Genomic DNA, 23,176 nt, shown 5'->3' on the forward strand with positions numbered 1-23,176 from the left:
AGTCGGCGAGGACCGGCTCCCAGGCCCGGGAGGCCACCGCGAGTCCGTTCCAGGCGTTGATGGTGATGATCAGCGCGAGCAGGGCGCCCACCTCGTCCGGCGACCAGTGCGCCGCGACGGCGTCGTACTCCTCGGCCGGGACGTGCGTCTCGGCGACGCGGGTGACCACCTCGGTGAACCGGAGGGCCGCGCGCTCGCGCTCGGTGAAGAAGGGCGACTCGTTCCAGACGGCGACGGCGTTGACGCGCTGGGCCGACTCGCCGGCGGACGCGGCGTCGGTGCTGTGGGTGTCGACGCAGTACGCGCAGCCGTTGATCTGGGAGGCACGCAGCCGCACCAGCTCGCGAAGGCCGGCCGGGAAGCCGACCCGGTCCAGCTCGCGGGTGGCGGTGGTGTCGAGGTGGCTCATCGCCTTGCTGTACGACGGGACGGCGGCGTCGACGTCGAGGCGAGCTGGGATCTGGTGGCGGGTCTCCTGCTGAGTGGTCATGGGTCCACCGTAGGCGAGATCCGGACCAGAGAGATGAGCCAGTTCGCCATCAGTTGGCTGGTCCACATCACCGCCGGATCCGGATCACCCGCGCGCCCGCGGGCGGGCGGTTCCGGAAAGCCGCACACGGCACCCGGAGGCCCGGCTGGAGACGGTCCGGGTACCGCCGGAGCAGCCCACGAGCGGCGCGCTCGGCTACCACGAGATCGGCCGAACGCAGCTGCGGGAGGGCGAGCAGCCGGCGCACCAGCGCGTTGATCCCGGCGTACGGAGGGTTCGCGACGACCCGGAACGAGTGGCCGGGCCAGCAGAACACCTCGACGTCCAGCTCGAGCACGGCGACCCGGCTGCCGGCGAACCGCTCGCGGAGGACAGCGGCGCGGCGCGGGTGCAGCTCCACCGCGAGGACCCGGCAGCCGGCCCGCGCGAGGGGGTCGGTCAGCGCGCCCTCGCCGGCACCGAGATCGACGACGACGTCTCCGGGGCAGACGGGTGCGGAGCCGACCACCCGGTCGGCCCACTCAGGCGTGAGCGGGTGCCACCCCCAGCGGCGCGACCCGGCCGTCTGCCGGGGCGCGGCCACGACGGACCATCACCATGTACGTGACCATGCGCCGACCCTAGGCCGCGTCGGCGTCCTGCGGCGACGGGATTTCCGCGGACGGCTCGGCCGCGACGGCACGCGCGCCCACGAGCGCGACGCCGAGCGCCCCGATGAGGGTCACGGCCGCCGCGGCCAGCGCGGCATGGTTCCAACCGTCGACGAACGCCGCCGGGGTCGGCACTCCGTACGGCGCAGCGACCACCGAGACGATGGTGACGCCGAGCGCGGATCCGAGGTAGCGCGCGGTGTTGTTCGCCCCACTGCCCAGCCCGGCCTGGCCGGCGGGGACGCTGGCGACGCTCTCGCGGCCGAGGGCGGCGTTCAGGAACCCGCTGCCCACACCGGCCACCACCAGCCCGGGCACGAACCGGATCACGCCACTGCCGGCCGAAATGCCGGCCAGCATCGCGAGCCCGATGCCCATCAGCGTGAGTGCCGCGGCCATCCGGGCGCGGCCGGTCCACCGCTCCGGGAGCCGTCGCGCCGAGAGGGCGGTGACCACGCTCGGGGCCGACCAGGTCAGCATCAGCCAGGCGGCGCTCCAGGCGGACCGGCCGTACGCGACCCCCAGGAAGCCCGACAGGTAGGAGAGCAGTGCGATCACGCCCGCGCCGTTCGCGACGGCGGCCAGCGTGACGGCCGCGAACGCTGGTCGGCGGAACAGGCCGAGGTCGATCATCGGGTGGTCGGATCTCAGCTCGGCGGCGACGAAGCCCGCGAGCAGAACGACACCTGCCACGAGCAGTCCGATCACGAGCGGCCGCCCCCAGCCCTCGCGGCCCTCGGCGAGGCCGGCCAGAAGGCCGCTCATCCCCAGCGCGAGCAGGGTCACGCCCGGAAGGTCGAGCCGCGCCCCCTCGGCGGCACGGGACTCTGGGCACCCGCGCGCCGTGGCGGCGAGCATGACGCCGGCAGCGACCAGCACGACGTACACGTCGCGCCAGGAGCCGAGCAGGGTAAGTCCGGACGAGAGCAGCGGTCCGATCGCGATGCCTGCGCCGAGGCTGGCACCCCAGACGCCGGTGGCGTGCGCCCGGCGCTTAGGGTCTGGAAACGTCACGGCCAACATGCCGAGGCTGGCCGCGATCAGGGCCGCGCCGCCGATGCCCTGCACGACCCGGGCGAGCACGAAGACCACCACGTCGTTCGCGACCGCGGCCACCAGGGCTCCGGCCGCGAGGAGCAACGCGCCGGCCACGAAGGTGCGGCGCCGCCCGTAGTCGTCGGCCACCCGGCCGGCGGTGAGCAGGAACGCGCCGAGCCCGATGCTCATCGAGCTCAGGATCCACGTGCGCCCGGCCACCCCGGCGTCGAGTCCGGCCACGGTTGCGTTCAGCGTCGACAGCGGCGCGGTGAACGCGATCATCGCGACGAGCGTGCCGAAAGAGGCGCTGAGCAGGGTGAGGCGGGCCATGTCCACAAGCTCCATTTGGTCTGGTCATCGAACTCAGGCACCGTAGCATGTAGTCTGGTGAACAGACCAGATCATCTCGTGAGTCCGGATGGAGGACCGATGCCACTCGGCACCGACTACGCGCGGCAGGACTGTTCGTTGGCCCGTTCGCTGGAGGTGGTCGGCGAGCGCTGGACGCTACTGATCCTGCGCGACGCGTTCTTCGGGGTACGTCGCTTCTCCGACTTCCAGGCGCACCTCGACATCTCCAAGGCCGTGCTGAGCACTCGGCTCGAGGCGCTGGTGGCCGACGGCCTCCTGAGCCGGACCGGGGAGGGGCATCCCGAGTACGCGCTGACCCACGAGGCGCTCGGGCTCTGGCCCGCCCTCTTCGCGCTCGGCCAGTGGGGCGAGCAACGTACGACGCCGGGGCGACCGCGGCGGCTGTACCGCCATGTCGGCTGCGGCGAGATGGCGGGCGACGGACGTTGTACGACGTGCGATGTCTTCCCGGCGCCGGCCGCCGTGGAGGTGCGCCCCGGCCCCGGTGCCGACCCCACGCTCCGTTCCGACCCGGTCTCGGTGGCGCTCCGCGAGCCCCACCGGCTGCTCGAACCCCTGCTGGTGCGTTGAGCCTCAGGCCCGGGCCGCGCGCACCTTCTCCCCCAGCTGCTGGGGGGTGTCGCCGGTGCCCCCGTGCCCGGCGATCCAGTCGTACACCTGCTGCCGCTGCGCATGGCACATCAGGCCCACGACATCGCCGGGCTGCGCGTGCTCGACGAGGGCGGCGAGGCAGGCCACCTCGGTGGGGTACGCCGCGACGTCGGTGACGCCGACGCGCTCGGCACCATCGCGGAGCAGCCCTTCGAGCCCCTCGATGGTCCGGCCCCGCAGGTACTTCTGCTTGTGACCGATCGCCACCACGTCGGACCCCATGGCACCGATCTCACCGAGCCGGCCGATCAGATCGTCGGTACGGTCGCCGACCGCGCCGAGCCCGAGCAGCAGGCGCGAGCCGATACGTCGTACCCCGGCCATCACCTCCAGCAGTGCCTCGAGGCCGGCCTCGTTGTGGGCGAGGTCGATGACCACCGTGACATCGCCACCGTCGACCGGAACGGTGAAGATGTTCATCCGGCCCGGGTTGTGCTCGGCATCCGGCCGGAACGCGCGCAAGCCGTCGACCACGGTACGGCGAGCGAGGCCGGCGGCCAGGGCGGCGGAGGCGGCCGCGAGGGTGTTCTCGACGTTGAACCGGGAGAGCCCGGCCAGGGTCATCGGGACGTCGGTGAGCTCGATCAGCGGGTCGGCGTCAGCCCGGGGCCGCAGCACCGAGACCCAGCCGTCGATGACCGTCGTCGCGCGGCCGCCGGCGTCGAGGGTCTCGCGGATCGCCGGCGAGTTCGGGTCGCGGGAGAAGACCCACGGACGGGATCGGATCACGTTGCGCATCGCGTAGACGCGCGGGTCGTCGCCGTTCAGGACCGACCAGCCGCGGCTCCGGGTGATGCGCGGCACGACCGCCTTCACCTCGGCGAGCTGGTCCAGGGTGTCGATGCCGTGGTGCCCGAGATGGTCGGCGCTCACGTTGGTCACCACCGACACGTCGTTCCGGGTCAGCCCGATGCCCTTGAGCAGGATGCCGCCCCGGGCCGTCTCGGTGACCGCGAACTGCACGTCGGGCAGGCCCAGCACGCGTCCGGCACCGCTCGGGCCGGAGTAGTCGCCGGCCTCCACGAGCTCACCGTCGAGGTAGATGCCGTCGGTGTTGGACCAGCCCACGACCAGGCCCGCCGTACGCGCGATGTGGGCGATCATCCGGCTGGTCGTGGTCTTGCCGTTGGTGCCCGTGACGGCGACGACCGGGATCTCCGGGGTGATCGTGTGCGGCCGATCGCCCTCCGGCGACGCGACGACGCGCTCGGCCGCACGGCCCACGGCGTCCTCGACGTCCTCGGCCGGTACGGCGTCCAGGACGTCCGCCACCGCACGCGCCATCTCCTGCGCACGATCGCGGTGCCGCCACGGGTAGGACACCACGATCAGGTGCGGATTGCTGGTGGGCCGCACCCGGACGGCGAGCCGCGTCGTGCCCGACTCGTGCGCGATCGCGCGGACCAACCGCGCCACCGCCCGCAGCGCGAACCGCTGCCGGAAACCCGTGTCCGGCTCCCCCGGCCGCGCACCCGCCAGCCCGATCCGACGCGCCAGCCGCTCGGCTGTCTTCGTCGGCGCCGAGGCCAGCCCGGTGATGTCGAGGGTGAGCTTGATCGCGGCACGGGGGAAGTAGAGGTTCGGGCCCTCGAGGACCCGGAGCTCGATGAGCGACGTCACGCGCGCACGCTACCGAAGCCGGCCGGTTCACCAGGGGCGGTGAGTGAGCCACGCGGAGCAGGTCCGAGACAGTGGCTTTCCCACCGAACCGTGCCACACCGCCACGGTCCAGGTCAGGCACCCATGGCGTGGTAGCCGCCGTCGACGTGCACGATCTCGCCCGTGGTCTTCGGGAAGAAGTCGCTGAGCAGGGCTACGACGCTGCGCGCGGTCGGCTCGAGGTCGTCCAGGTCCCAGCCCAGCGGGGCGCGCTTCGCCCACTCGTCCTCGAACCGGTCGAAGCCCGGGATGGCCTTGGCGGCCAGGGTCTTGAGCGCTCCGGCACTGACCAGGTTGCAGCGGATGCCCTGCGGGCCGAGGTCACGGGCGAGGTAGCGGTTGCACGACTCCAGCGCGCCCTTGGCGAAGCCCATCCAGTCGTAGCCCGGCCACGCGACGGAGGCGTCGAACGTCATCCCCACGATGCTGCCGCCCTCGCTCATCAGCGGCAGGCAGGCGTTCGTCAGCGCCTTGAGCGAGTACGCCGAGACGTGCACGGCCTGCGCGACGTCCTCCCACGGCCCGGTCATGAACTTGCCGCCGAGCAGCGTCTCCGGGTTCCCGTACGCGATCGAGTGCACGACGCCGTCCAGGCCGTCGACGTGCTCGCGTACGGCGTCCGCGAGCCCGTCGAGGTGCTCCTGGTCGGTCACGTCCAGCTCGAGCACCGGCGGCTCGCTGGGCAGCCGCTTGGCGATCCGCCGGGTGATGCCCAGGGCGCGCCCGAAGTTGGAGATCAGGACCGTGGCCCCTTGCTCCTGGGCCACCTTGGCCGTGGCGAAGCCGATCGACGAGTCCAGGGTCACGCCGGCGACCAGGATCCGCTTGCCCTCGAGGATGCCGCTCATCTCACTCCTTGGTTGGACGTCTCAGTGACCCATTCCGAGGCCGCCGTCGACGGGGATCACGGCCCCGGAGACGTAGGACCCTCCCGGTGAGGCCAGCCAGGTGACCGTCGACGCCACCTCCTCGACCGTGCCGTAGCGCTGCAGCGGCACCTGGCCCATGATGCTGGCCTTCTGGTCATCGGTCAGGACCGCCGTCATGTCGGTCTCGATGAAGCCGGGCGCCACGACGTTCGCGGTGATCGAGCGCGATCCGAGCTCGCGGGTCAGTGACCGAGCGATGCCGACCAGGCCCGACTTCGAGGCCGCGTAGTTGACCTGTCCCGCCGAGCCCAGCAGCCCGACGACCGAGGAGATCAAGATGATCCGCCCGCGACGCAGGCGGAGCATGCCCTTGGCCGCGCGCTTGGTCAGCCGGAACGTGCCGGTGAGGTTCGTCTCGATCACGGAGGCCCAGTCGTCCTCGGACATCCGCAGGATCAAGGTGTCGGCGGTGATCCCGGCGTTCGCGACCAGTACCTCGACCGGTCCGTGAGCCGCCTCGGCATCGACGAACGCCTGCTCGACGGCGGCGGGGTCGGTGACGTCGCAGACGAGGTGGAGCGCACCATCGGGACCGCCACCGGATCGGGACGTGACCGCGACCGTGTCGCCGAGCGCCAGGAACGCCTCGGCGATCGCCAGACCGATGCCGCGGTTGCCACCGGTCACCAGCACCGACCGCGGCTGTGTCTGTTCGTCCACGGACGTGACGCTAGCGACTGTCGCCGGTTACCCGGAAGTCGGGCTCATTCGTCCTCGAGCCGGAAGCCGACCTTCATCCCGACCTGGAAGTGCTCGACGTCGCCGTCCTTGATCTGGCCACGGACCTGGGTCACCTCGAACCAGTCCACGTGCCGCAAGGTCGCGCTGGCACGCCGGATGGCGTTGCGGATCGCTTGGTCGATGCCGTCCGGTGAGGTCCCGACGATCTCGGTGACCCGGTAGGTGCGGTTGCTCATGGCAGCGGACTCTACGGCCCATCCGGATCCGTGCCCGCCCCCGGAATACCGGTGGGTCACCCGGACTTATGGTGGGGTATGGCGCGCACGAAGCGCGGGACGCCAGACGTCCCGATCCGCATCACGACGGCGTCTGCTGGCGCCGCCGCGGACATCAACTCGCGCCAGAAGCGGTACCTGATCGCGATGGGCATCCGCACGCTGTGCTTCCTGGTCGTCGCGGCCCTCGCCATCTCACACCTCGGCCCCGGGTGGCTGCCATGGATCTTCGTGGTCGGCGCCGTCGCCCTGCCGTACGTCGCGGTGGTCATGGCAAATGCGGCCAGCACGAAATCAGACGGATTCGAGCTCCGCGACGGGGCATCGCAGGACAGACAACTGCCTCCGAGCGCGGATTCCGAATGAATTCGACGATGGTGCGGGGTTGGACTCGGAACATTGTCGTGCAACAATCGCGGTCGTGTCCGTCGGGTTCCCCGAGCTGACGAACACCGACGAGTGCCGGAAAGCTTCCCCCGTGGCTGTCTGGCACTCGTCGTCATTTGGGGCCGCTGGTCAGCCCCCGATGGCCGACATCGGCCGGTCCGGCTGCAGGAAGGTCGGGTCGTTGATCCCGTGACCAGGCAGCTTCGAGGCCATCGCCGCCACCCACCGATCGGCCAGCTCCTCGTCGCTCGCGCCGGCGCGCAGCGCACCACGCAGGTCGGACTCCTCGCGGGCGAACAGGCAGTTGCGGACCTGACCGTCGGCGGTCAGGCGTACTCGGTCACAGTCGCCGCAGAACGGCCGCGTGACCGACGCGATCACGCCCACCGTCGCCGGTCCGCCGTCGACCAGGAACAGCTCGGCCGGCGAGCTCCCCCGCGGCTCGCTGGCCGGGGACAAGGTGTAGTCGCGGTCGAGCCGCTTGAAGATCTCCTCGGCGGTCACCATCTGGTCGCGGTGCCAGTCGTGCTGGGCGTCCAGCGGCATCTGCTCGATGAACCGCAGCTCGTACTCGTGCGCGATCGCCCAGGCGAGCAGGTCGCTCGCCTCGTCATCGTTCACCCCGCGCAGTAGGACGGCGTTCACCTTCACCGGGGTCAGCCCCGCCTCGTGGGCCGCCTTGGCGCCGCGGAGGACGTCGTCGAGCCGGTCGCGGCGGGTGATCGTCTTGAACCGCGACGGGTCGAGGGTGTCGAGGCTGAGGTTCACCCGGTCGAGCCCGGCGTCGGCCAGCGCAGCCGCCATGCGCTCCAGTCCGAGACCGTTGGTCGTGACGGAGAGCTGGAGGTCGGCGCCGAGCTCGCGGGTACGCCGGACGATGTCGACGAAGCCGCGCCGGATCAGCGGCTCGCCGCCGGTGAACCGGACCTCGCGGATGCCCAGACGGCGTACGCCGATCGTGATCAGCCGGACGACCTCGTCGTCGGTGAGCACCTCGGGATGCGGCAGCCAGTCGAGCCCCTCGGCCGGCATGCAGTAGGAGCACCGCAGGTTGCAGCGGTCGGTCAGCGACACCCGCAGGTCGGTCGCCACACGGCCGTACGCGTCGGCCAGCGGTCGCTGCATGCTCACCGCACGAGTCTACGGGCTGCCTCCCCCACACCCACACAGCGCTCACCGCCCGGCCGATAGCCTCGAACGGTGTCACCCCGAGTCAGCAGCCTGCGTTTTCTCCTCAGCCGACGCTGGCTCCTGCTCCTCGTCAGCGTGCTGCTGCTCGCCTACGCGTGCCTGCTGCTCGGCCGCTGGCAGTGGCACCGGCTCGAGGACAAGAAGTCCGGCAACGCGATCATCCGCACCAACCAGAAGGCAGCCCCCACCCCGGTCGACCAGATGTTGCGGCACGGCGTGGACCCGCCCTCGTCGGAGCTGTACGCCGTCGTCTCGGCGACCGGCACGTACGACGCGTCGAAGACCGTGATCGTCCGCTACCAGACCCGGAACGGGAACGCCGGCGTCGACGTCGTCGTACCTCTGGTCACCTCGTCGGGGAAGGCCCTGCTCGTCGATCGCGGCTGGGTCGCGACGTCCAACCAGGGACTGACCGACGCGTCGCAGGTGCCCGCCCCGCCCTCCGGCACGGTGCAGGTCACCGGCTGGGTCCGGCAGGACGCGAGCGGCGGCGCGGCCGAGGTCGTCAACGCCTCGGCCCGGGCGATCTCGAGTGCCCAGATCGAGCCCGCCATCGGCATCCCGTTGTACGGCGGCTTCGTGCAGCTGCTCTCCGAGAACCCGAAGCCGTCCACGCCACTGACCAGGGCCGACCCGCCCGACCTCAGCAACGGCCCGCACTTCTTCTATGCACTCCAGTGGTGGTTCTTCGGGATCCTCGCGCTCTTCGGCTACGGTTACCTCGCCTGGGAGGAGGTCACCGGCCGGGCCGAGCTGCGACGTGCACAGCAGCCCGCGAAGAAGCGGCCTCCGCCGGCAGCCGGGGATTCAGAGAGCGCGGAGCGAGCCACCGTCGACGGGGAGCAGGGCTCCGGACACGAACGACGCGGCGGGGCTCAGCAGGAACGCCGCGGCACGGCCGAACTCTGAGGGCTCCCCGTCGCGCCGGAGCGGGATGCCCTGCGCGGCACGCGCTCTGGCCGCACCCGGGTCGTCATGGAGTGCGTCCAGCTCGGCGACCCGCTCGGTGCCGATCCGGCCGGGAAGCAGCCCGTTGACCCGGATGCCACGCGGCCCGAGCTCGTCGGCCAGCTGCTTGGCGATCATGGCGAGCCCGGGCCGGAGTCCGTTGGAGATCGCCATCTCGGTCAGCGGGCCCTTCACGCTGGTCGAGAGCACGAACGCGATCGAGCCGCCCGCCCCGAGCTCGGCGGCGACCTCCCGGGCCACGCGGACCGCACCGAGGAACACCGAGCCGAACGCCGTCGTCCACTGCTCGTCGGTGGTCGCGGTCACCGTGCCCGTGGGCGGTCCGCCGACGCTGACCAGGGCCCCGTCGATCCGCCCCCACCGCTCGCGGGCGGTCGCGATCAGCCGTCGAGGCAGGTCCGGGTCCGCGTTGTCGCCCACGACGTACGCCGCCCGGTCGCGATGGGCGGGGTCGCCGAGCTCCTCGAGGGCCGCCGCCAGCGTGTCCTCGGTGCGCCCGGACAGCACCACTCGCGCGCCCTCGGCCACCAGCACGTCGGCGGTCGCACGCCCGAGCCCGCGGCCCCCTCCGGTGACGAGGTAGACGCGGTCGGCGAGTCCCAGGTCCATGGACGTGAACCTAGTCGTCACCCGCGGCCGGCTGCAGCGGCCGAACGTCCGGGAGGAACTGGGTGCGGTAGAGATCGGCGTACAGGCCACCCTGCGCCAGCAGCTGGGCGTGGGTGCCGCGCTGCACGATGCGGCCGGACTCGACGACCAGGATCATGTCGGCGTCGCGAACGGTCGAGAGCCGGTGGGCGATGACCAGGGACGTGCGACCGGCCAGGGCCGCGTCGAGCGCCCGCTGGACCGCGACCTCCGACTCGGAGTCGAGGTGGGCGGTGGCCTCGTCGAGCACGACCATCGCCGGTGCCTTCAGCAGGAGGCGGGCTATCGCGAGGCGCTGCCGCTCGCCGCCGGAGAGCCGGTATCCGCGATCGCCGACGACGGTCTCGAGGCCGTCGGGCAGGGCGCTGACGAGGGGTGCGATCTGTGCCGACTCCAGTGCTGTCCAGATCTCCTCGTCGGACGCCTGGGGACGGGCGTAGAGGAGGTTCTCCCGGATGGTGTCGTGGAACATGTGGGCGTCCTGGGTCACGTAGCCCACGACGTCCTCCAACGACTGGAGGGTCACGTCGCGGACGTCGTGCCCGCCGACTCGCACGGTGCCCGTCGTCGCGTCGTACAGCCGTGCGACCAGGTGGGTGACGGTCGTCTTGCCGGCGCCCGACGGGCCGACCAGGGCGATCATCTGGCCGGGCTCGGCCGAGAAAGACACGTCGTGGAGCACCTCGCCGGAGTCGCGCGACTCGGTACGGGCAACGTTCTCCAGGGAGGCCAGCGAGATCTCCTCGGCACGCGGGTAGCCGAACGACACATGCTCGAACTCCAACGAGGAGGCGGTACGTGGCAGGGCGACGGCGCCGGGCTTCTCCTGGATCAGCGAGGGCAGGTCGAGCACCTCGAAGACCCTGTCGAAGCTGACCAGCGCGGTCATGATGTCGACCCGGACGTTGGACAGTCCCTGGAGCGGCCCGAGCAGTCGCAGCAGCAGCGTCCCGAGGGCGATCAGGGTGCCGACCGAGAGGTGTCCGTTGATGGCGAGATAGCCGCCCACGCCGTACACCAGTGCCGTCGCCAGCGACGGAACGAGGGTCATGGCCGCGAAGAAGAAGCGAGTCAGCAGGGAGATGCGGACGCCGAGGTCGCGTACGTTCGCGGCCTTCTCCGCGAAGCGGGCGTCCTCGGTCTCGCGGTGACCGAACAGCTTGAGCAGCATCGCGCCGCCGACGTTGAAGCGCTCGGTCATCGAGGTCGCCATGTCGGCGTTGCCGTTCATCCGGGTGCGGGTCAGGACCGCCATCCGCCCACTCACCCACCGCGACGTGAGGAGGAGCAGAGGGAACAGCGCCAGGCACAGCACCGTCACCTGCCAGCTGAGCGCCAGCATCGTGATCCCGACGACGACCACCGAGACCATGTTCGACACGGTGCCGGACAGGGTCGACGTGAAGGCGCTCTGGGCACCGATGACGTCGGAGTTGAGCCGGCTGACGAGCGCGCCGGTCTGGGTACGGGTGAAGAACGCTAGCGACTGCCGCTGCACGTGGGCGAACACTTTGGTGCGCAGGTCGTAGATCAGGCCCTCGCCGATGCGGCTGGAGAGGTAGCCGGTGAAGAGCCCGAGCACGGCGTCGGCGATCGCGGCCAGGGCGATGCCGACCGCGAGCCAGACGACGACCGAGGTGTCGTGCGCCAGGATGCCGTCGTCGACCAGGCGCTGCATGAACAGCGGGGGCACGATCACCAGCCCGGCGTCGACGACGGTGCCGACCAGGAACAGGCTGATCAGCCTCCGGTGCGGCCGGGCGAACGTGACCACCCGGCGCAGGGTGCGACGCTCGATCTTGTTCTCGAGGATGCCACGGTCGGAGTGCAGGGTGCGCCACGCCGACGGCCCGATCATCGACATCGTGCTCCCCTTCCTCCCGATCGACCCACCGCGGTCAGCTCCCGCCGGCGGCCATCAGTCCCGCGAGCTCTCGGAACCGGCGGATCTGTGCCTGGCGCTCGAACCGCCGTTGCTCGTCGAGCGAGCGTCCTGACGTCGCCAGCAGCAGCGCCTTGGTCTCGCGTACGGCGCCCGCCATCGGCGCCGTGAGTGCCCCGACCAGGTCGGCCAGTGCTCCGTCGAGGTCGGCCACCGGGCACACGACGGTCGCCAGCCCGATCTCGAGCGCCTCGGCCGCACCGACCACCCGGGCGGTGGCGCACAGCTCCAGTGCTCTGGCGTAGCCAACGCTCTCGACCAGCGGCTTTGTTCCCGTGAGGTCGGGGACCAGCCCGAGTGCCGCCTCCTTCATGCAGAACTGCGCGTCGTCACCCACGACACGCAGATCGCAGGACAGCGCCAGCTGGAACCCGGCCCCGATCGCATGACCCTGCACCACCGCGACCGAGACGAACCGCGGATCACGCAGCCAGGTGAATCCCCGCTGGAATCGGTCGACCGCCTCGGAGATCTCCTCGTCGCTGCGACCGAGCAGCCCCACGACCGACTCCGGGTCGTCGGCGGACGTCGCCGGGTCGAGCATCGCCCGGTCCAGGCCGGCCGAGAAGCTCTGCCCCTCGCCCCGGACGACGATCACCCGGACCTCGTCGGGCACCTCGTCGCCGATGACGGCCAGCCCCCGCCACATCGTGGGCGTCTGGGCGTTGCGCACCTCGGGACGGCTCAGGGTGACCGTCGCGACGTCGCCGCTGACGTCGTACCTCAGCCCGGCGGCCGCGAGCTCGTCGGGAGTCATGCGAGCAGTCTAGGAACCGCCGAAGTGGGAGTTCTCCGCCCCCGAGGGCGGAGTTCTCCGCGTGGGAGCAGTCGGACTTCCCCCACTTCGGCCCGGGACAAACCCCACTTCGGCGGCGGACAAGTCCCACTTCGGCGGTCAGGCGAGGGAGACGAGGTCGGCGTAGGAGTCGTTCCAGAGGTCCTCGACGCCGTCGGGGAGGATCAGGACCCGGTCGGGGTCGAGGGCCCGGACGGCGCCCTCGTCGTGGGTGACCAGCACGATCGCGCCCTCGTAGCCGCGGATCGCCGCCAGCACCTCCTCGCGCGAGGCAGGGTCGAGGTTGTTGGTGGGCTCGTCGAGGAGCAGGACGTTCGCACTCGACACGACCAGGATCGCCAGCGCCAGCCGGGTCTTCTCGCCCCCGGACAGCACGCGGGCCGGCTTGTCGACGTCCTCCCCGGAGAACAGGAACGAGCCGAGCACCGAACGGGTCCCGGTGTCGGTGAGCCCGGGCGCGGCCGTGCGCATGTTCTCGAGCACGGTCCGCGAGATGTCGAGCGTCTCGTGCTCCTGGGCGTAGTAGCCGAGCTTGAGGCCGTGGCCGGGAGTGACCTCGCCGGTGTCGGGCTTGTCGACGCCGGCCAGGATCCGCAGCAACGTCGTCTTGCCGGCGCCGTTGAGGCCCAGCACGACGACCCGGGAGCCCTTGTCGATCGCCAGGTCGACGTCGGTGAAGACCTCGAGTGAACCGTAGGACTTGGAGAGCTCCGACGCGGTCAGCGGGGTGCGGCCGCAGGGCGCCGGCTCGGGGAACTTGATCCGCGCCACCCGGTCGGCGCGACGGTCGGCCTCCACGCCTCCGAGCAGCTTCTCGGCCCGGCGCACCATGTTGTGCGCGGCCTGTGCCTTGGTCGCCTTCGCCCGCATCTTGGTGGCCTGCTCGAACAACGCGTCGGCCTTGCGCTCGGCGTTCTGTCGCTCGCGCTTGCGGCGCCGCTCGTCCGTCTCGCGCTGCGCGAGGTACGCCGCCCACCCCAGGTTGTAGACGTCGATTTCCTGGCGGTTGGCGTCGAGGTGGAACACCTTCGTCACGGTCTGGTCGAGCAACGCCGTGTCGTGGCTGATCACCACGAGCCCGCCCTTGTGGGCCTTGAGGAACTCTCGCAGCCAGAGGATCGAGTCCGCGTCCAAGTGGTTGGTCGGCTCGTCGAGGAGCAGCGTCTCGGCGCCGGAGAACAGGATGCGGGCGAGCTCCACGCGTCGTCGCTGACCACCGGAGAGGGTGCGCAGCGGCTGGGTCATCAACCGCTCCTCGATCCCGAGCGACGCCGCGATCTGCGCGGCCTCGGCCTCCGCGGCGTACCCACCACCGGCGTGGAGCTCGGCGTCCGCGCGCTCGTACCGCTTCATCCCGCGCTCGCGAACGGCGGTGTCGTCGCTGGCCATCTCCTCCTCGGCCGCCCGGAGCCGGCGTACGACGGCGTCCAGACCGCGCGCGGACAGGATCCGCTCGCGCACCGGTACGTCGGGGTCCCCGGTCCGCGGGTCCTGTGGGAGGTAGCCGACCGAGCCGGTCGCGGTCACCTGACCCGACGCGGGCAGGCCCTCGCCGGCGAGGATTCGGGTCAGGGTGGTCTTGCCGGCTCCGTTGCGCCCGACCAGTCCCACCTTGTCTCCCGGCCCGACCCGGAAGGAGACGTCGTGCATCAGTAATCGCGCCCCGGCTCGCACCTCGAGCTGCTGGGCACTGATCATCAGGCTGGCTAGTCTAGGGCGGCCCGCTCGGGCCCCAGTTGTCCCCCACGGCGCCTTGCGGCGAGGAGTCACCATGCGGTTCAACCCCAAGGCGCGGCTCGACACGAGCCGCGTCCGCGACGGTGGTGGCGGCGGCGGTGCCGGCGGCGGGATGCGCATCCCGCTCCCCGGCGGCACCAAGGCCGGCGGTGGCGCCGGCTTCCTGGTCATCGTCGTGGTCATCCTGCTGCTCAAGGCCTGCGGCGGGGTCGACCTGACCGGCGCGATCACCGGCACCGGCCTCAGCGGGTACGACGTCAGCCGCTTCCAGGGCGGTGACTCCACGGCGTACCAGAGCTGCACGACGGGCCAGGACGCCAACGAGCACCCCGACACCTGCGGCGTGGTCGCGGTCGAGAACTCCCTGGTCGACTACTGGGGCAAGACCCTGGCCCAGCAGTCGCCCAACACGCGGTTCCAGCCCGAGGCGGCGATCATGACCTTCTCCGGGGCGACGCCGAGCGGGTGCGGCCAGGCGTCGTCGGGGATGGGGCCGTTCTACTGCCCGAACGACCAGACCATCTACTTCGACCCGACGTTCTTCCACGACATCCTCCAGCAGCAGCTGAACGGACCCTCCGGCGCGTTCGTCGAGCCCTACGTGATCGCCCACGAGTTCGGGCACCACATCCAGAACCTGCTGGGCACGATGCGCAAGGTGAAGACGCAGCAGGGACCCAACAGCGACTCGGTGCGACTCGAGCTGCAGGCCGACTGCTACGCCGGCATGTGGACGCGCAGCGCCACCCAGACCCAGGACAGTCAGGGGAACGTGCTGATCCAGGACCTCTCCGACAAGGACATCCAGGACGCGATGGCGGCCGCGAAGTCCGTGGGTGACGACACGATCCAGAGGGCGACCACCGGCCAGGTCAACCAGGAGCAGTGGACGCACGGCTCGTCCGCGGCCCGGGTGCACTGGTTCAATGAGGGGTACCGGAACGGCACCCTCGACGCCTGCAACACCTTCACTGCCGGCAATGTCGAGTAGGTCCGGCCGACTCGGGGCTGGTTCAATCACGGCCATGCCCACCGACCCGCCAGCCGACCCGTCGTCCGACCCGCTGACCGACGACGTGCTGAGCTATGCGCGCCTCGACGGCGACGCGGTGCGGGTCGTGCTCACGTTGGCCGAACACGCCGAGGTCGCCGGCCCCCGGGTCTTCGTCCGCTTCCAGAACGACGAGGCCCGGCTCCGGTTCCCTGCGGCCCTCGAGCGTGCCACGGGGCGGAGTCGGGTGGAGGTGTCCGTCCCCCGCGGGCAGCTCGCCGACGGCGTCTGGCGACTTGCGCTCCGGGAGCGCGGCGGGCCGGTGCTCGACCTGGGCGCCCGCCTGCTCCTTCACCGAGACCAGCCGGTCGCCCTCCTGTTCGGCAAGACCGCCAACATCACCTGAGGGCGGCCGGTCACCGCGGCGTCGCCAGTCCCGCCTCCGCCAGCAGGCGAGCAACCTCGGGCCGGGCCTCGGCGGCGGGACGCTCGCGCAGTCGTCGCAGCCCGTCCCAGATCGAGGACCGGAGAAGGTCCTCGGGGTCCAGAGCCCGGCTGCGTCGCAACACCTCGTCGGGGATGTCCTGCGGATCGGGGACGACGTAGGCCTGCACCAGCTCGTCGTACGCCACCACGAGCATGGTCGAGGAGCTGTCCGGGAGGAAGATCGCCACCGTGCCGGTGGGCCCGGTGTCCAGCTCGAGGCACACCAGGTCGGGGCGGAGGGTCCGCAGGGCGTCGAGGATCTTGTACACGTCTCCGGCCCACGCGCCGTGCGACCGCGCGTCCCGCCGGTCCCGCAACCCCTCCACCGGAACCCGCGGCAGCATGTCGTCGAGGACGATCACCGATGCGGGGTGCGCATGGCGCTCGGTGTTGATGAAGTCGCGAAGCGCGTACTCGGCCAGGTGCATGCCATCGATGAACGCGAGGTCGAACGCCGAGCCGCCGAAGTGCTCGAACGCACCCGCCGAGGCGAAGAACTCGTCACTGGTCGCACGGACCAGCTGCAGGTCGCAGCGCAGCTCGCGCCGGATCCTGAAGAACGGGTCGACCCCGATCGAACGCGTCCGGGAGAGGCTCATGCTGGTCCCGGTGCTGACCCCGATCTCGAGATACGTCCGCGGAGCAAGGCGGTCGTGTAGCTGCTCGAGCAGCTCGTGGCGGCGCACGGCGCCGAACGTATCACCGGCCGACCGTCCGCCCGGCCGCTGTTAGTTTCGACCGAGCCCAGCGTTCTCAGGAGGATCCGTGCCGTACTCGTTCCTGACCCGTCTCGAGTGCTCCCGCACCGGGACGTCGTACGACGCCGACGAGGTGCAGGGCGTCAGCGAGGTCGGTGCACCGCTGCTGGCGCGCTACGACCTGGAACGGGTTCGGGCGAGCGTCACCCGCGAGGAGGTCGCGACCCGGCCACCCTCGTTGTGGCGGTACCACGAGGTGCTGCCGATCCGCGACCTTGAGCACGTCACGACGCTCGGCGAGGGGATGACGCCCCTGCTCCCGCTCCCGTCGTACGGCGCAGCGATCGGCGTGCCCGGTCTGCTGATGAAGGACGAAGGACTGATCCCCACCGGCACCTTCAAGGCGCGCGGCGCTGCGGTCGGGGTCAGTCGCGCGCGCGAGCTCGGCGTGCGGGCCGTGGCGATGCCCACGAACGGCAACGCCGGCGCCGCCTGGTCGGTGTACGCCGCGCGCGCGGGCCTCGGCAGCCTGGTCGTGATGCCCGTCGACGCACCCGAGATCACCCGGCGGGAGTGCGTGGCCGCCGGCGCGGAGCTGTACCTCGTCGACGGACTGATCAACCACGCCGGCTCGCTGGTCAAGGCGGCCGTCGAGGAGCGGGACGGCTACCAGGAGGTGTCGACGCTGAAGGAGCCGTATCGCATCGAAGGCAAGAAGACGATGGGCTACGAGATCGCCGAGCAGCTCGGCTGGCAGGTGCCCGACGTGATCCTCTACCCGGCCGGAGGCGGGGTCGGCCTGATCGGGATCCACAAGGCGATGCTGGAGCTGCGCGAGCTCGGCTGGATCGGCGAGAAGCTGCCGCGCCTCGTCGCCGTACAGGCCACCGGCTGCCCGCCGATCGTCGACGCGTTCGAGGCCGGGCTCGACGAGAGCACCCTGCAGGAAGGCACGCACACGCTGGCGTTCGGCATCAACGTGCCCAAAGCCCTCGGCGACTTCCTGGTGCTCCGGGGCGTTCGTGAGACCGAGGGCACCGCGATCGCAGTCAGCGACGAGGCGATCCTCGCCGAGCTCGGCCACCTCGCCGCGGCGGAGGGCACCTGGATCTGCCCCGAGGGTGCGGCCTGCCTGGCCGCCACCCGTGAGCTCCGCGAGAGCGGCTGGATCGTCGAGGGCGAGCGCGTCGTCGTGCTCAACACAGGGGTCGGCCTCAAGTACCCCGAGACCGTGCGAGTCGACGTACCGGTCCTCGAGCGCGACGGGCGCGTGCCGAGCACGACTTGACCGCACTCAGAGCAAGGACTCGATGAGGGGGAACTGCCTTTGCAGCCTCCGGAGGTACGGCGCGACGGCGGGGTGGCGGTACTTCCCGGCCAGTGCGCCCTCTCCCCCGGCCACCCGGGCGAGCGCCCACTCGGCTCGGGACAGCGCGGTGTACGCCGCACTCACCCGCATCCCGAGCGAGGCCTCCTCCCATGTGGCCGTCCCGTCGGGAAGCCCCATCAGGTAGGCGTCGAGCAGGGGCTCGGCGTCCTCGCGCGCGTTCTGGAGGAACAGCCCCAGGTCTGCCCCGACCGGTCCGTGGCCGACGGTGCTCCAGTCGATGGCGATCACCTCGTCGCCCTGCCGGCCCGGGAGGTTCTGCTCGGCGGGGTCGCCGTGCTGCGGAACCAGAGGCAGCGCGTCGAGCTCGCGCAGCAGCGTCTCGCGCCGAGACCAGAGCCGGTCGGCGACGTCTGCCACGGTCGTCCGCACCAGCGTCGGCCAGCCTCCGCGTCGTTCCACGCGACGCATCCGGTCGCGGAGCTGCCCGACCGCGAGCCACCGGTGGCGGCCGAAGTCGGCGCCGGCGAACCTGCCCATCGCGTGCGCGACATACAGCCCGTTGAGCGCGGCATCCTCGACCCACTCGCGGGTCAGCGTGATGCCGTCGTCGTCCTCGACCACGTCGGTCGGGGTCGCGCGTAGCCCGGGCGTCTCTGCGGTGATGCCGCTGATCGCGACGTCGGCCTCGCGCCGCCAGTACGCGAAGTGGTGGGGCTCGGAGTACTCCGGGGGGTCGTCGGGCCCGGGCGCGCCGAGCCGCTTCACGACCAAGGCGTGTCCCTCGCGCTCGGTGCGCCAGACGCCGACGGTCGAGGTCCCGGTGCCGCCGGTCACGGCGAGCCAGGCGGGATCGGGCTCCCACATGGGCCGGACGCTATCCGATGTCACGCTCCCGATAGCGCCACCAGGCCGTGAGCACCACGAGTGTCGCGAGCAGCGTCAGCACCACCTCGGGCGTCATCTGGAGCGACTCCGCGGGCACCTTCGACACATGGGAGTACGGCGAGAGGCCCGCCACCCAGCCCGGCAGCCGGAGCAGCTCGGCCAGCGGACCGAGCAGGAAGAACGCCACCACCAGCACCCATCCGGCCACCGCCCAGGTGCTCCGCACCGCGACGGCGAGCAGCGCCAGCGCGGCCACCACCCAGACCGCGGGGATCTGCACCAGCGCCGCCGCGAGCACGCCCCCTGCGGACACCTCTGCGCCGAACGACCCGAGGGCCATGGCGGCGCCGGTGACCAGGAGCAGCCAGGCCGCTCCCCCGAGCGCGACCAGCGCGACCGCGGCGAACGACGTCGACCGGCTCGTGGCCGTGGCGAGCACCTCCTCGGTGCGGCCGTCGTGCTCCTCGGCTCCCCCGTGACCGACGACCATGGCCACGAAGCAGGTGATCACGACGGCGCCGACAGAGACCAGGGCGGCGACCAGGGTCTCCTGGAGCGCACCGACCCCGCCCAGCCGCTCCATCATCTGCCGGGCACTGTCCGAGTCCAGGACGGAGCCGACCCCGGGCACGATCGCGGCCATCAGCGCGCCGAGCAGAGCACACGCGGCGGTCCAGACCACGAGGCTGGTGGCGTGGACCTTGAGGTTCAGCGCGAGCGCATCGGCGAGACGCGGGGACCCGGTGGCCGGCCCCGGCCGGTCGGCGACGAGGCCGGCCCCCAGGTCGCGCCGGGCACGCAGGACGAGCGCCGCGACGATGAGAAGGACCGCGGCCGCGAGGTCGAGGAGCAGCACCCAGCCGCGCGGGTCCGACCACGCCCGCAGCTGCGTCGACCAACCGAACGGCGAGAGCCAGCTGAGCCATCCGGCCCCCGTGGTGTCGCCGAGCGCGCGGAGCCCGAACAGCACGGCCACCACGCCGGCAGCGACGGCACCGCACGTCCGGGCGTTCGCGGAGAGCTGCGCACAGACCGCACCGATCCCGGTGCCGACCAGCCCGAGGCCGAGCCACGAGCCGGCGAACCACAGCGACCCGGCTACCGGCAGGCCCCCGGCGATGGTGCCGAGCGCCGCGGTGAGGGCCACCCCGAGGGATGCTGTCGCCCCCACCAGGACCGCGCTGACGAGCGGTGCCCGCGGGTCGACCGCGAGACCGCCGAGCAGCTCCGCGCGTCCGGACTCCTCCTCGACGCGCGTGTGCCGGCGTACCAGCGCGATCGCGAGCGCCATCACCAGGACGGCGTAGGTCACGGTCGTCTTCGTCATCGCCAGCTCGCCCAGGCTGTGCACGTCGAGGATCGGGCCGTACAGCGCGACCAGGGCCGAGCTCGCGTTGATCGACTCGGCGGCCGACACCCGGTCGGCCGCGGTGGCGTAGAGGCTGTCCGTGGCCGCCGCGGAGGCGTAGCACATCACCGCCAGAACCGCCGTCCACGCACCGATGAGCACCCGGCTCCGGCGGAGCGAGAAGCGCGTCAGCAGTCCGAGACCGGTCATCCGACGGGGTCCTTGCGGTAGGCGTCGAGGAACAGCTCCTCGAGCGACGGCGGCGAGCTGGTCAACGTGCGTACGCCGGCCGCGGTCAGCGCCGTCAGCACGGCCGGCAGCCCCTCGGGCTCGACGGTGCACGAGACCACTGCCCCGTCGACGGACAGGTCGTGCACCCCAGGTACGCCGCCGAGGTCCGGCACGGCGCCGACCACCTCGGCGCGCACCTTCGAACGGTGCAGGTGCCGCATCTCGTCCAGCGAGCCCGACTCGACCGCGCGCCCCTCGCGGATGATCGTCACCCGGTCGGCCAACCGCTCGACCTCGCTGAGGATGTGGCTCGACAGCAGCACGGTGGTGCCTCCGGCCTTCCGCTCGGCGATGCAGTCCGCGAACCCCTCCTCCATCAGCGGGTCCAGCCCCGACGTCGGCTCGTCCAGGATCAGCAGGTCGGCCGGCGCGGCGAACGCCGCGACCAGGGCCACCTTCTGCCGGTTGCCCTTGGAGTAGGCACGGCCCTTCTTGGTCGGGTCGAGCTGGAACCGCTCGATCATCTCCGCGCGCCAGGGGTGGTTCGCCGGAGCACCCCGCATCCGCAGGAACATGTCGATCACCTCCCCGCCGCTCAGGTTCGGCCAGAGACTCACGTCCCCCGGCACGTAGGCGAGGCGCCGGTGCAGCGCGGCGGCCTCCGCCCAGGGGTCACCGCCGAACAGCCGCACTTCCCCCGCGTCCTTGCGTAGCAGCCCCAGTAGCACCCGGATCGTCGTCGACTTCCCGGCGCCGTTCGGCCCGAGGAAGCCGTGCACCTCGCCGCCCCCGACCGACAGGTCGAGCCGGTCGAGGGCGCGGGTCGGACCGAACGTCTTGACCAGGCCACGGATCCGGATCACGTCGCTCTCACTCACGCCGTCGACCTTACGCTTCCTTCAATAGATCCTGAAACTTCAGAAGACTTGTTACCCTGTGATCCATGACCAGCCGCTCCGTCGAGCAGTTCGGTGCCGCGCTCGCTGACGCCGGGCTTCCCTCGCTGCCCTCCCGGGTCTTCTCGGCGCTTCTCATGGACGACGACGGGCGGATGACCTCGGCGGAGCTCACCGACCTGCTGGGAGTGAGCGCCGCGGCCGTCTCGGGCGCGGTGAAGTACCTCGGTCACCTCCAGATGATCCGCCGCGAGCGCGAGCCCGGATCGCGGCGAGACGTGTACGTCGTCGACGACGACGCGTGGCACGGGATGATGGTCCGCCGCGACCACCTCTACGCCCCTCTGCTCCGCGCGCTCGACAGTGCCCTCGACGACCACGGGCCGGACGACCCGGCGTACCACCGGATCCGGCTCAGCGCGGAGTTCCTCCGGTTCGTCGACGAGGAGATGGGCAAGCTGGCCGCCGGCTGGGCCGAGCGGAAGCGCGAGCTCGACGAGGGCTGAGGGAGCGATGGGTGTGAGGCGTCGATAGGTTCGGCTCGTGACCGCTCTGCTCGACACCACGACTCGTTCCCTCCACGGCATCGCCCTCGGCAAGCAACGCGACGGCCGCGTGCCCGGGCTGTTCGCCGGAGTCGCCCGGGGCGGCTCTCTGATCTGGGGCGAGGGGGTCGGCCTCGCGGACCTCGCCGACAAGCGTCCTCCGAGTGCCGACGACCAGTTCCTGGTCGCGTCCAACACCAAGACCTTCATCGCGGTGATGGTGATGCAGTTGCGCGACGAGGGCCGGCTCTCGCTCGACGACCTGCTCGGCGACCACGTGCCCGAGGTGTCTCACCCGCTCACGATCCGGCAGTGCCTCGCCCACGTCTCCGGCATGGCCCGCGAGCCGCTGGGAGACGTCTGGGAGACGCTGGAGAACCCCACCGCCAAGGAGCTGCGCCGCGACTTCGACGACGTGGAGCGGGTGCTCAAGCCGCACGACCGCTGGCACTACTCCAACGTTGTCTACGCGATGCTCGGTCAGCTGATCGAGGAGCTCGACGGCCGGTCCTGGGAGGAGTCGCTGCGCACGCGGCTGCTCGACCCCTTGGAGATGACGCGCACCTCGAACGGGTTCGACGGCGGGCCCCACGTGTCGGGCTACTACGTCGCGCCGTACGACGACGTGCCGCGGCCCGAGCCGGTGATGGACCTGAAGGGACTCTCGCCCTGCGGTGGCCTGGCCAGCACCGCCGACGACCTGGCGAAGTGGTCGGCGTTCGTGGCCGACCCCGGCGAGCTGCTCTCGGCGGACACCATCGAGGAGATGTGCCAGCCGCAGATCCTGCTCACCACCGACGCGTGGAACGCCGCGATGGGCCTCGGGTTCTTCCTGATCAGGTCCGGGACCGGGCGCACGTACGTCGGCCACACCGGCGGGATGCCCGGCCACATCACCGGCGTCTTCACCCACCGCGAGTCCGGCACCGGCGGCATCGCCCTGATGAACAGCAGCGCCCCGCCTCCGCCGGATGCCTTCGCGATCGAGCTCGCCGACCACGTCGTCGAGCACGATCCGGTCGAGGACGGTCCGTGGCGCCCGGGGACGCGGATCCCCGACGAGTACCACGGCCTGCTCGGCCGCTGGTTCTCGGAGGGCCAGCCCTTCGTGTTCTGGGTCGAGCAGGGTGAGCTGAAGGCACGCATCGACAAGCCGGCGGCGGCGAAGCTCACGCCGTCGCGGTTCGTGAAGGTCTCCGACGACGACGTCTACCGCGACGTCGCGGGACGCGAACGCGGCGAGCTCCTCCGGGTGACCCGGGCGGCCGACGGCTCGGTCACCCAGCTGAACTGGGCGACGTACCTGTTCACCCGGGAGCCGATCGCGTTCGGCGAGCACCTCCAGCCGTGA

General features: G+C 71.4%; 24 protein-coding genes. 8 read left to right on the forward strand and 16 right to left on the reverse strand.

Features of this window, described 5'->3' with window-relative positions:
- From VGJ24_RS08780 to VGJ24_RS08790, 3 genes are all read right to left on the reverse strand, one after another.
- Window positions 1-490, reverse strand: a 490-nt coding sequence (locus VGJ24_RS08780) for a carboxymuconolactone decarboxylase family protein (RefSeq protein ID WP_331500160.1), incomplete at its 3' end; no start/stop codon positions are given.
- A gap of 67 nt (window positions 491-557) precedes the next feature.
- Window positions 558-1,073 carry an rRNA adenine N-6-methyltransferase family protein gene (locus VGJ24_RS08785; protein ID WP_331500161.1) on the reverse strand — a complete coding sequence of 172 codons (516 nt, stop codon included), beginning with the start codon at window positions 1,071-1,073 and terminating at the stop codon, window positions 558-560.
- A 37-nt stretch (window positions 1,074-1,110) separates the two neighbouring features.
- On the reverse strand, window positions 1,111-2,508 hold the full coding sequence (locus VGJ24_RS08790) for an MFS transporter (protein WP_331500162.1): 1,398 nt from the start codon (window positions 2,506-2,508) through the stop codon (window positions 1,111-1,113).
- A 99-nt stretch (window positions 2,509-2,607) separates the two neighbouring features.
- Between VGJ24_RS08790 and VGJ24_RS08795 the strand changes: the two genes are divergently transcribed.
- Window positions 2,608-3,120, forward strand: coding sequence for a helix-turn-helix domain-containing protein (locus VGJ24_RS08795; protein ID WP_331500163.1), 513 nt, complete (start codon window positions 2,608-2,610; stop codon window positions 3,118-3,120).
- A 3-nt stretch (window positions 3,121-3,123) separates the two neighbouring features.
- On the opposite strand, the gene VGJ24_RS08800 is transcribed toward VGJ24_RS08795, so the two are convergent.
- The 4 genes from VGJ24_RS08800 to VGJ24_RS08815 all read right to left on the reverse strand — a co-directional run bounded on the left by VGJ24_RS08800 (window position 3,124) and on the right by VGJ24_RS08815 (window position 6,706).
- Window positions 3,124-4,821 carry a Mur ligase family protein gene (locus tag VGJ24_RS08800; protein WP_331500164.1) on the reverse strand — a complete coding sequence of 566 codons (1,698 nt, stop codon included), beginning with the start codon at window positions 4,819-4,821 and terminating at the stop codon, window positions 3,124-3,126.
- 113 nt (window positions 4,822-4,934) lie between these two features.
- The gene (fabI, locus tag VGJ24_RS08805; RefSeq protein WP_331500165.1) at window positions 4,935-5,708 is read right to left on the reverse strand and encodes an enoyl-ACP reductase FabI; all 774 of its coding nucleotides are present in this window, start codon (window positions 5,706-5,708) and stop codon (window positions 4,935-4,937) included.
- A 21-nt stretch (window positions 5,709-5,729) separates the two neighbouring features.
- On the reverse strand, window positions 5,730-6,449 hold the full coding sequence (gene fabG / locus VGJ24_RS08810) for a 3-oxoacyl-ACP reductase FabG (RefSeq protein WP_331500166.1): 720 nt from the start codon (window positions 6,447-6,449) through the stop codon (window positions 5,730-5,732).
- A gap of 44 nt (window positions 6,450-6,493) precedes the next feature.
- Window positions 6,494-6,706: a dodecin gene (locus tag VGJ24_RS08815; RefSeq protein WP_331500167.1), complete on the reverse strand. Its 213-nt coding sequence runs from the start codon at window positions 6,704-6,706 to the stop codon at window positions 6,494-6,496.
- Between the two features lie 78 nt (window positions 6,707-6,784).
- On the opposite strand from VGJ24_RS08815, the gene VGJ24_RS08820 reads away from it, so the two are divergent.
- Window positions 6,785-7,111 carry a DUF3099 domain-containing protein gene (locus tag VGJ24_RS08820; RefSeq protein ID WP_331500168.1) on the forward strand — a complete coding sequence of 109 codons (327 nt, stop codon included), beginning with the start codon at window positions 6,785-6,787 and terminating at the stop codon, window positions 7,109-7,111.
- Window positions 7,112-7,261: 150 nt separating this feature from the next.
- Here VGJ24_RS08820 and moaA read toward each other — a convergent pair whose 3' ends face one another.
- Window positions 7,262-8,257, reverse strand: coding sequence for a GTP 3',8-cyclase MoaA (moaA, locus tag VGJ24_RS08825; protein WP_331500191.1), 996 nt, complete (start codon window positions 8,255-8,257; stop codon window positions 7,262-7,264).
- 75 nt (window positions 8,258-8,332) lie between these two features.
- On the opposite strand from moaA, the gene VGJ24_RS08830 reads away from it, so the two are divergent.
- Window positions 8,333-9,232 (forward strand): SURF1 family protein, encoded by a 900-nt coding sequence (locus tag VGJ24_RS08830; protein ID WP_331500169.1) that lies wholly within the window; start codon window positions 8,333-8,335, stop codon window positions 9,230-9,232.
- Here VGJ24_RS08830 and VGJ24_RS08835 read toward each other — a convergent pair.
- The 4 genes from VGJ24_RS08835 to VGJ24_RS08850 form a co-directional block, all read right to left on the reverse strand.
- Window positions 9,131-9,901, reverse strand: coding sequence for an SDR family oxidoreductase (locus VGJ24_RS08835; RefSeq protein WP_331500170.1), 771 nt, complete (start codon window positions 9,899-9,901; stop codon window positions 9,131-9,133). The two genes, VGJ24_RS08830 and VGJ24_RS08835, sit on opposite strands and share 102 nt — an antisense overlap.
- A 10-nt stretch (window positions 9,902-9,911) precedes the next feature.
- Window positions 9,912-11,804, reverse strand: a complete 1,893-nt coding sequence (locus VGJ24_RS08840; RefSeq protein ID WP_331500171.1) for an ABC transporter ATP-binding protein — start codon at window positions 11,802-11,804, stop codon at window positions 9,912-9,914.
- Window positions 11,805-11,838: 34 nt separating this feature from the next.
- Window positions 11,839-12,639, reverse strand: a complete 801-nt coding sequence (locus VGJ24_RS08845; protein WP_331500173.1) for an enoyl-CoA hydratase/isomerase family protein — start codon at window positions 12,637-12,639, stop codon at window positions 11,839-11,841.
- Between the two features lie 138 nt (window positions 12,640-12,777).
- Entirely contained in the window at window positions 12,778-14,376 is a 1,599-nt protein-coding gene (locus VGJ24_RS08850) for an ABC-F family ATP-binding cassette domain-containing protein (protein WP_331500174.1), read from the reverse strand.
- A gap of 73 nt (window positions 14,377-14,449) precedes the next feature.
- On the opposite strand from VGJ24_RS08850, the gene ypfJ reads away from it, so the two are divergent.
- Both ypfJ and VGJ24_RS08860 read left to right on the forward strand, forming a co-directional pair.
- On the forward strand, window positions 14,450-15,406 hold the full coding sequence (gene ypfJ, locus VGJ24_RS08855) for a KPN_02809 family neutral zinc metallopeptidase (protein WP_331500175.1): 957 nt from the start codon (window positions 14,450-14,452) through the stop codon (window positions 15,404-15,406).
- A 34-nt stretch (window positions 15,407-15,440) separates the two neighbouring features.
- On the forward strand, window positions 15,441-15,812 hold the full coding sequence (locus VGJ24_RS08860) for a hypothetical protein (protein WP_331500176.1): 372 nt from the start codon (window positions 15,441-15,443) through the stop codon (window positions 15,810-15,812).
- 10 nt (window positions 15,813-15,822) lie between these two features.
- Here the strand turns inward: VGJ24_RS08860 and VGJ24_RS08865 are convergent, their stop codons facing one another.
- On the reverse strand, window positions 15,823-16,578 hold the full coding sequence (locus tag VGJ24_RS08865; RefSeq protein ID WP_331500177.1) for a class I SAM-dependent methyltransferase: 756 nt from the start codon (window positions 16,576-16,578) through the stop codon (window positions 15,823-15,825).
- 79 nt (window positions 16,579-16,657) lie between these two features.
- Between VGJ24_RS08865 and VGJ24_RS08870 the strand changes: the two genes are divergently transcribed.
- The gene (locus VGJ24_RS08870) at window positions 16,658-17,878 is read left to right on the forward strand and encodes a threonine synthase (RefSeq protein ID WP_331500178.1); all 1,221 of its coding nucleotides are present in this window, start codon (window positions 16,658-16,660) and stop codon (window positions 17,876-17,878) included.
- 6 nt (window positions 17,879-17,884) lie between these two features.
- Here VGJ24_RS08870 and VGJ24_RS08875 read toward each other — a convergent pair whose 3' ends face one another.
- Genes VGJ24_RS08875 through VGJ24_RS08885 form a run of 3 tightly spaced genes read right to left on the reverse strand, consistent with a single transcriptional unit; the run spans window position 17,885 to window position 21,262 of the window.
- The gene (locus VGJ24_RS08875; RefSeq protein WP_331500179.1) at window positions 17,885-18,784 is read right to left on the reverse strand and encodes a phosphotransferase family protein; all 900 of its coding nucleotides are present in this window, start codon (window positions 18,782-18,784) and stop codon (window positions 17,885-17,887) included.
- 10 nt (window positions 18,785-18,794) lie between these two features.
- The gene (locus VGJ24_RS08880) at window positions 18,795-20,363 is read right to left on the reverse strand and encodes a hypothetical protein (protein WP_331500180.1); all 1,569 of its coding nucleotides are present in this window, start codon (window positions 20,361-20,363) and stop codon (window positions 18,795-18,797) included.
- Window positions 20,360-21,262 carry an ABC transporter ATP-binding protein gene (locus tag VGJ24_RS08885; RefSeq protein WP_331500181.1) on the reverse strand — a complete coding sequence of 301 codons (903 nt, stop codon included), beginning with the start codon at window positions 21,260-21,262 and terminating at the stop codon, window positions 20,360-20,362. The genes VGJ24_RS08880 and VGJ24_RS08885 overlap by 4 nt, the downstream gene beginning before the upstream one ends.
- 65 nt (window positions 21,263-21,327) lie before the next feature.
- Between VGJ24_RS08885 and VGJ24_RS08890 the strand changes: the two genes are divergently transcribed.
- Window positions 21,328-21,786 (forward strand): GbsR/MarR family transcriptional regulator, encoded by a 459-nt coding sequence (locus VGJ24_RS08890; RefSeq protein ID WP_331500182.1) that lies wholly within the window; start codon window positions 21,328-21,330, stop codon window positions 21,784-21,786.
- A gap of 37 nt (window positions 21,787-21,823) precedes the next feature.
- On the forward strand, window positions 21,824-23,176 hold the full coding sequence (locus VGJ24_RS08895) for a serine hydrolase domain-containing protein (protein WP_331500184.1): 1,353 nt from the start codon (window positions 21,824-21,826) through the stop codon (window positions 23,174-23,176).

This window comes from Nocardioides sp. (assembly GCF_036493135.1).
Taxonomy (GTDB): domain Bacteria; phylum Actinomycetota; class Actinomycetes; order Propionibacteriales; family Nocardioidaceae; genus Nocardioides.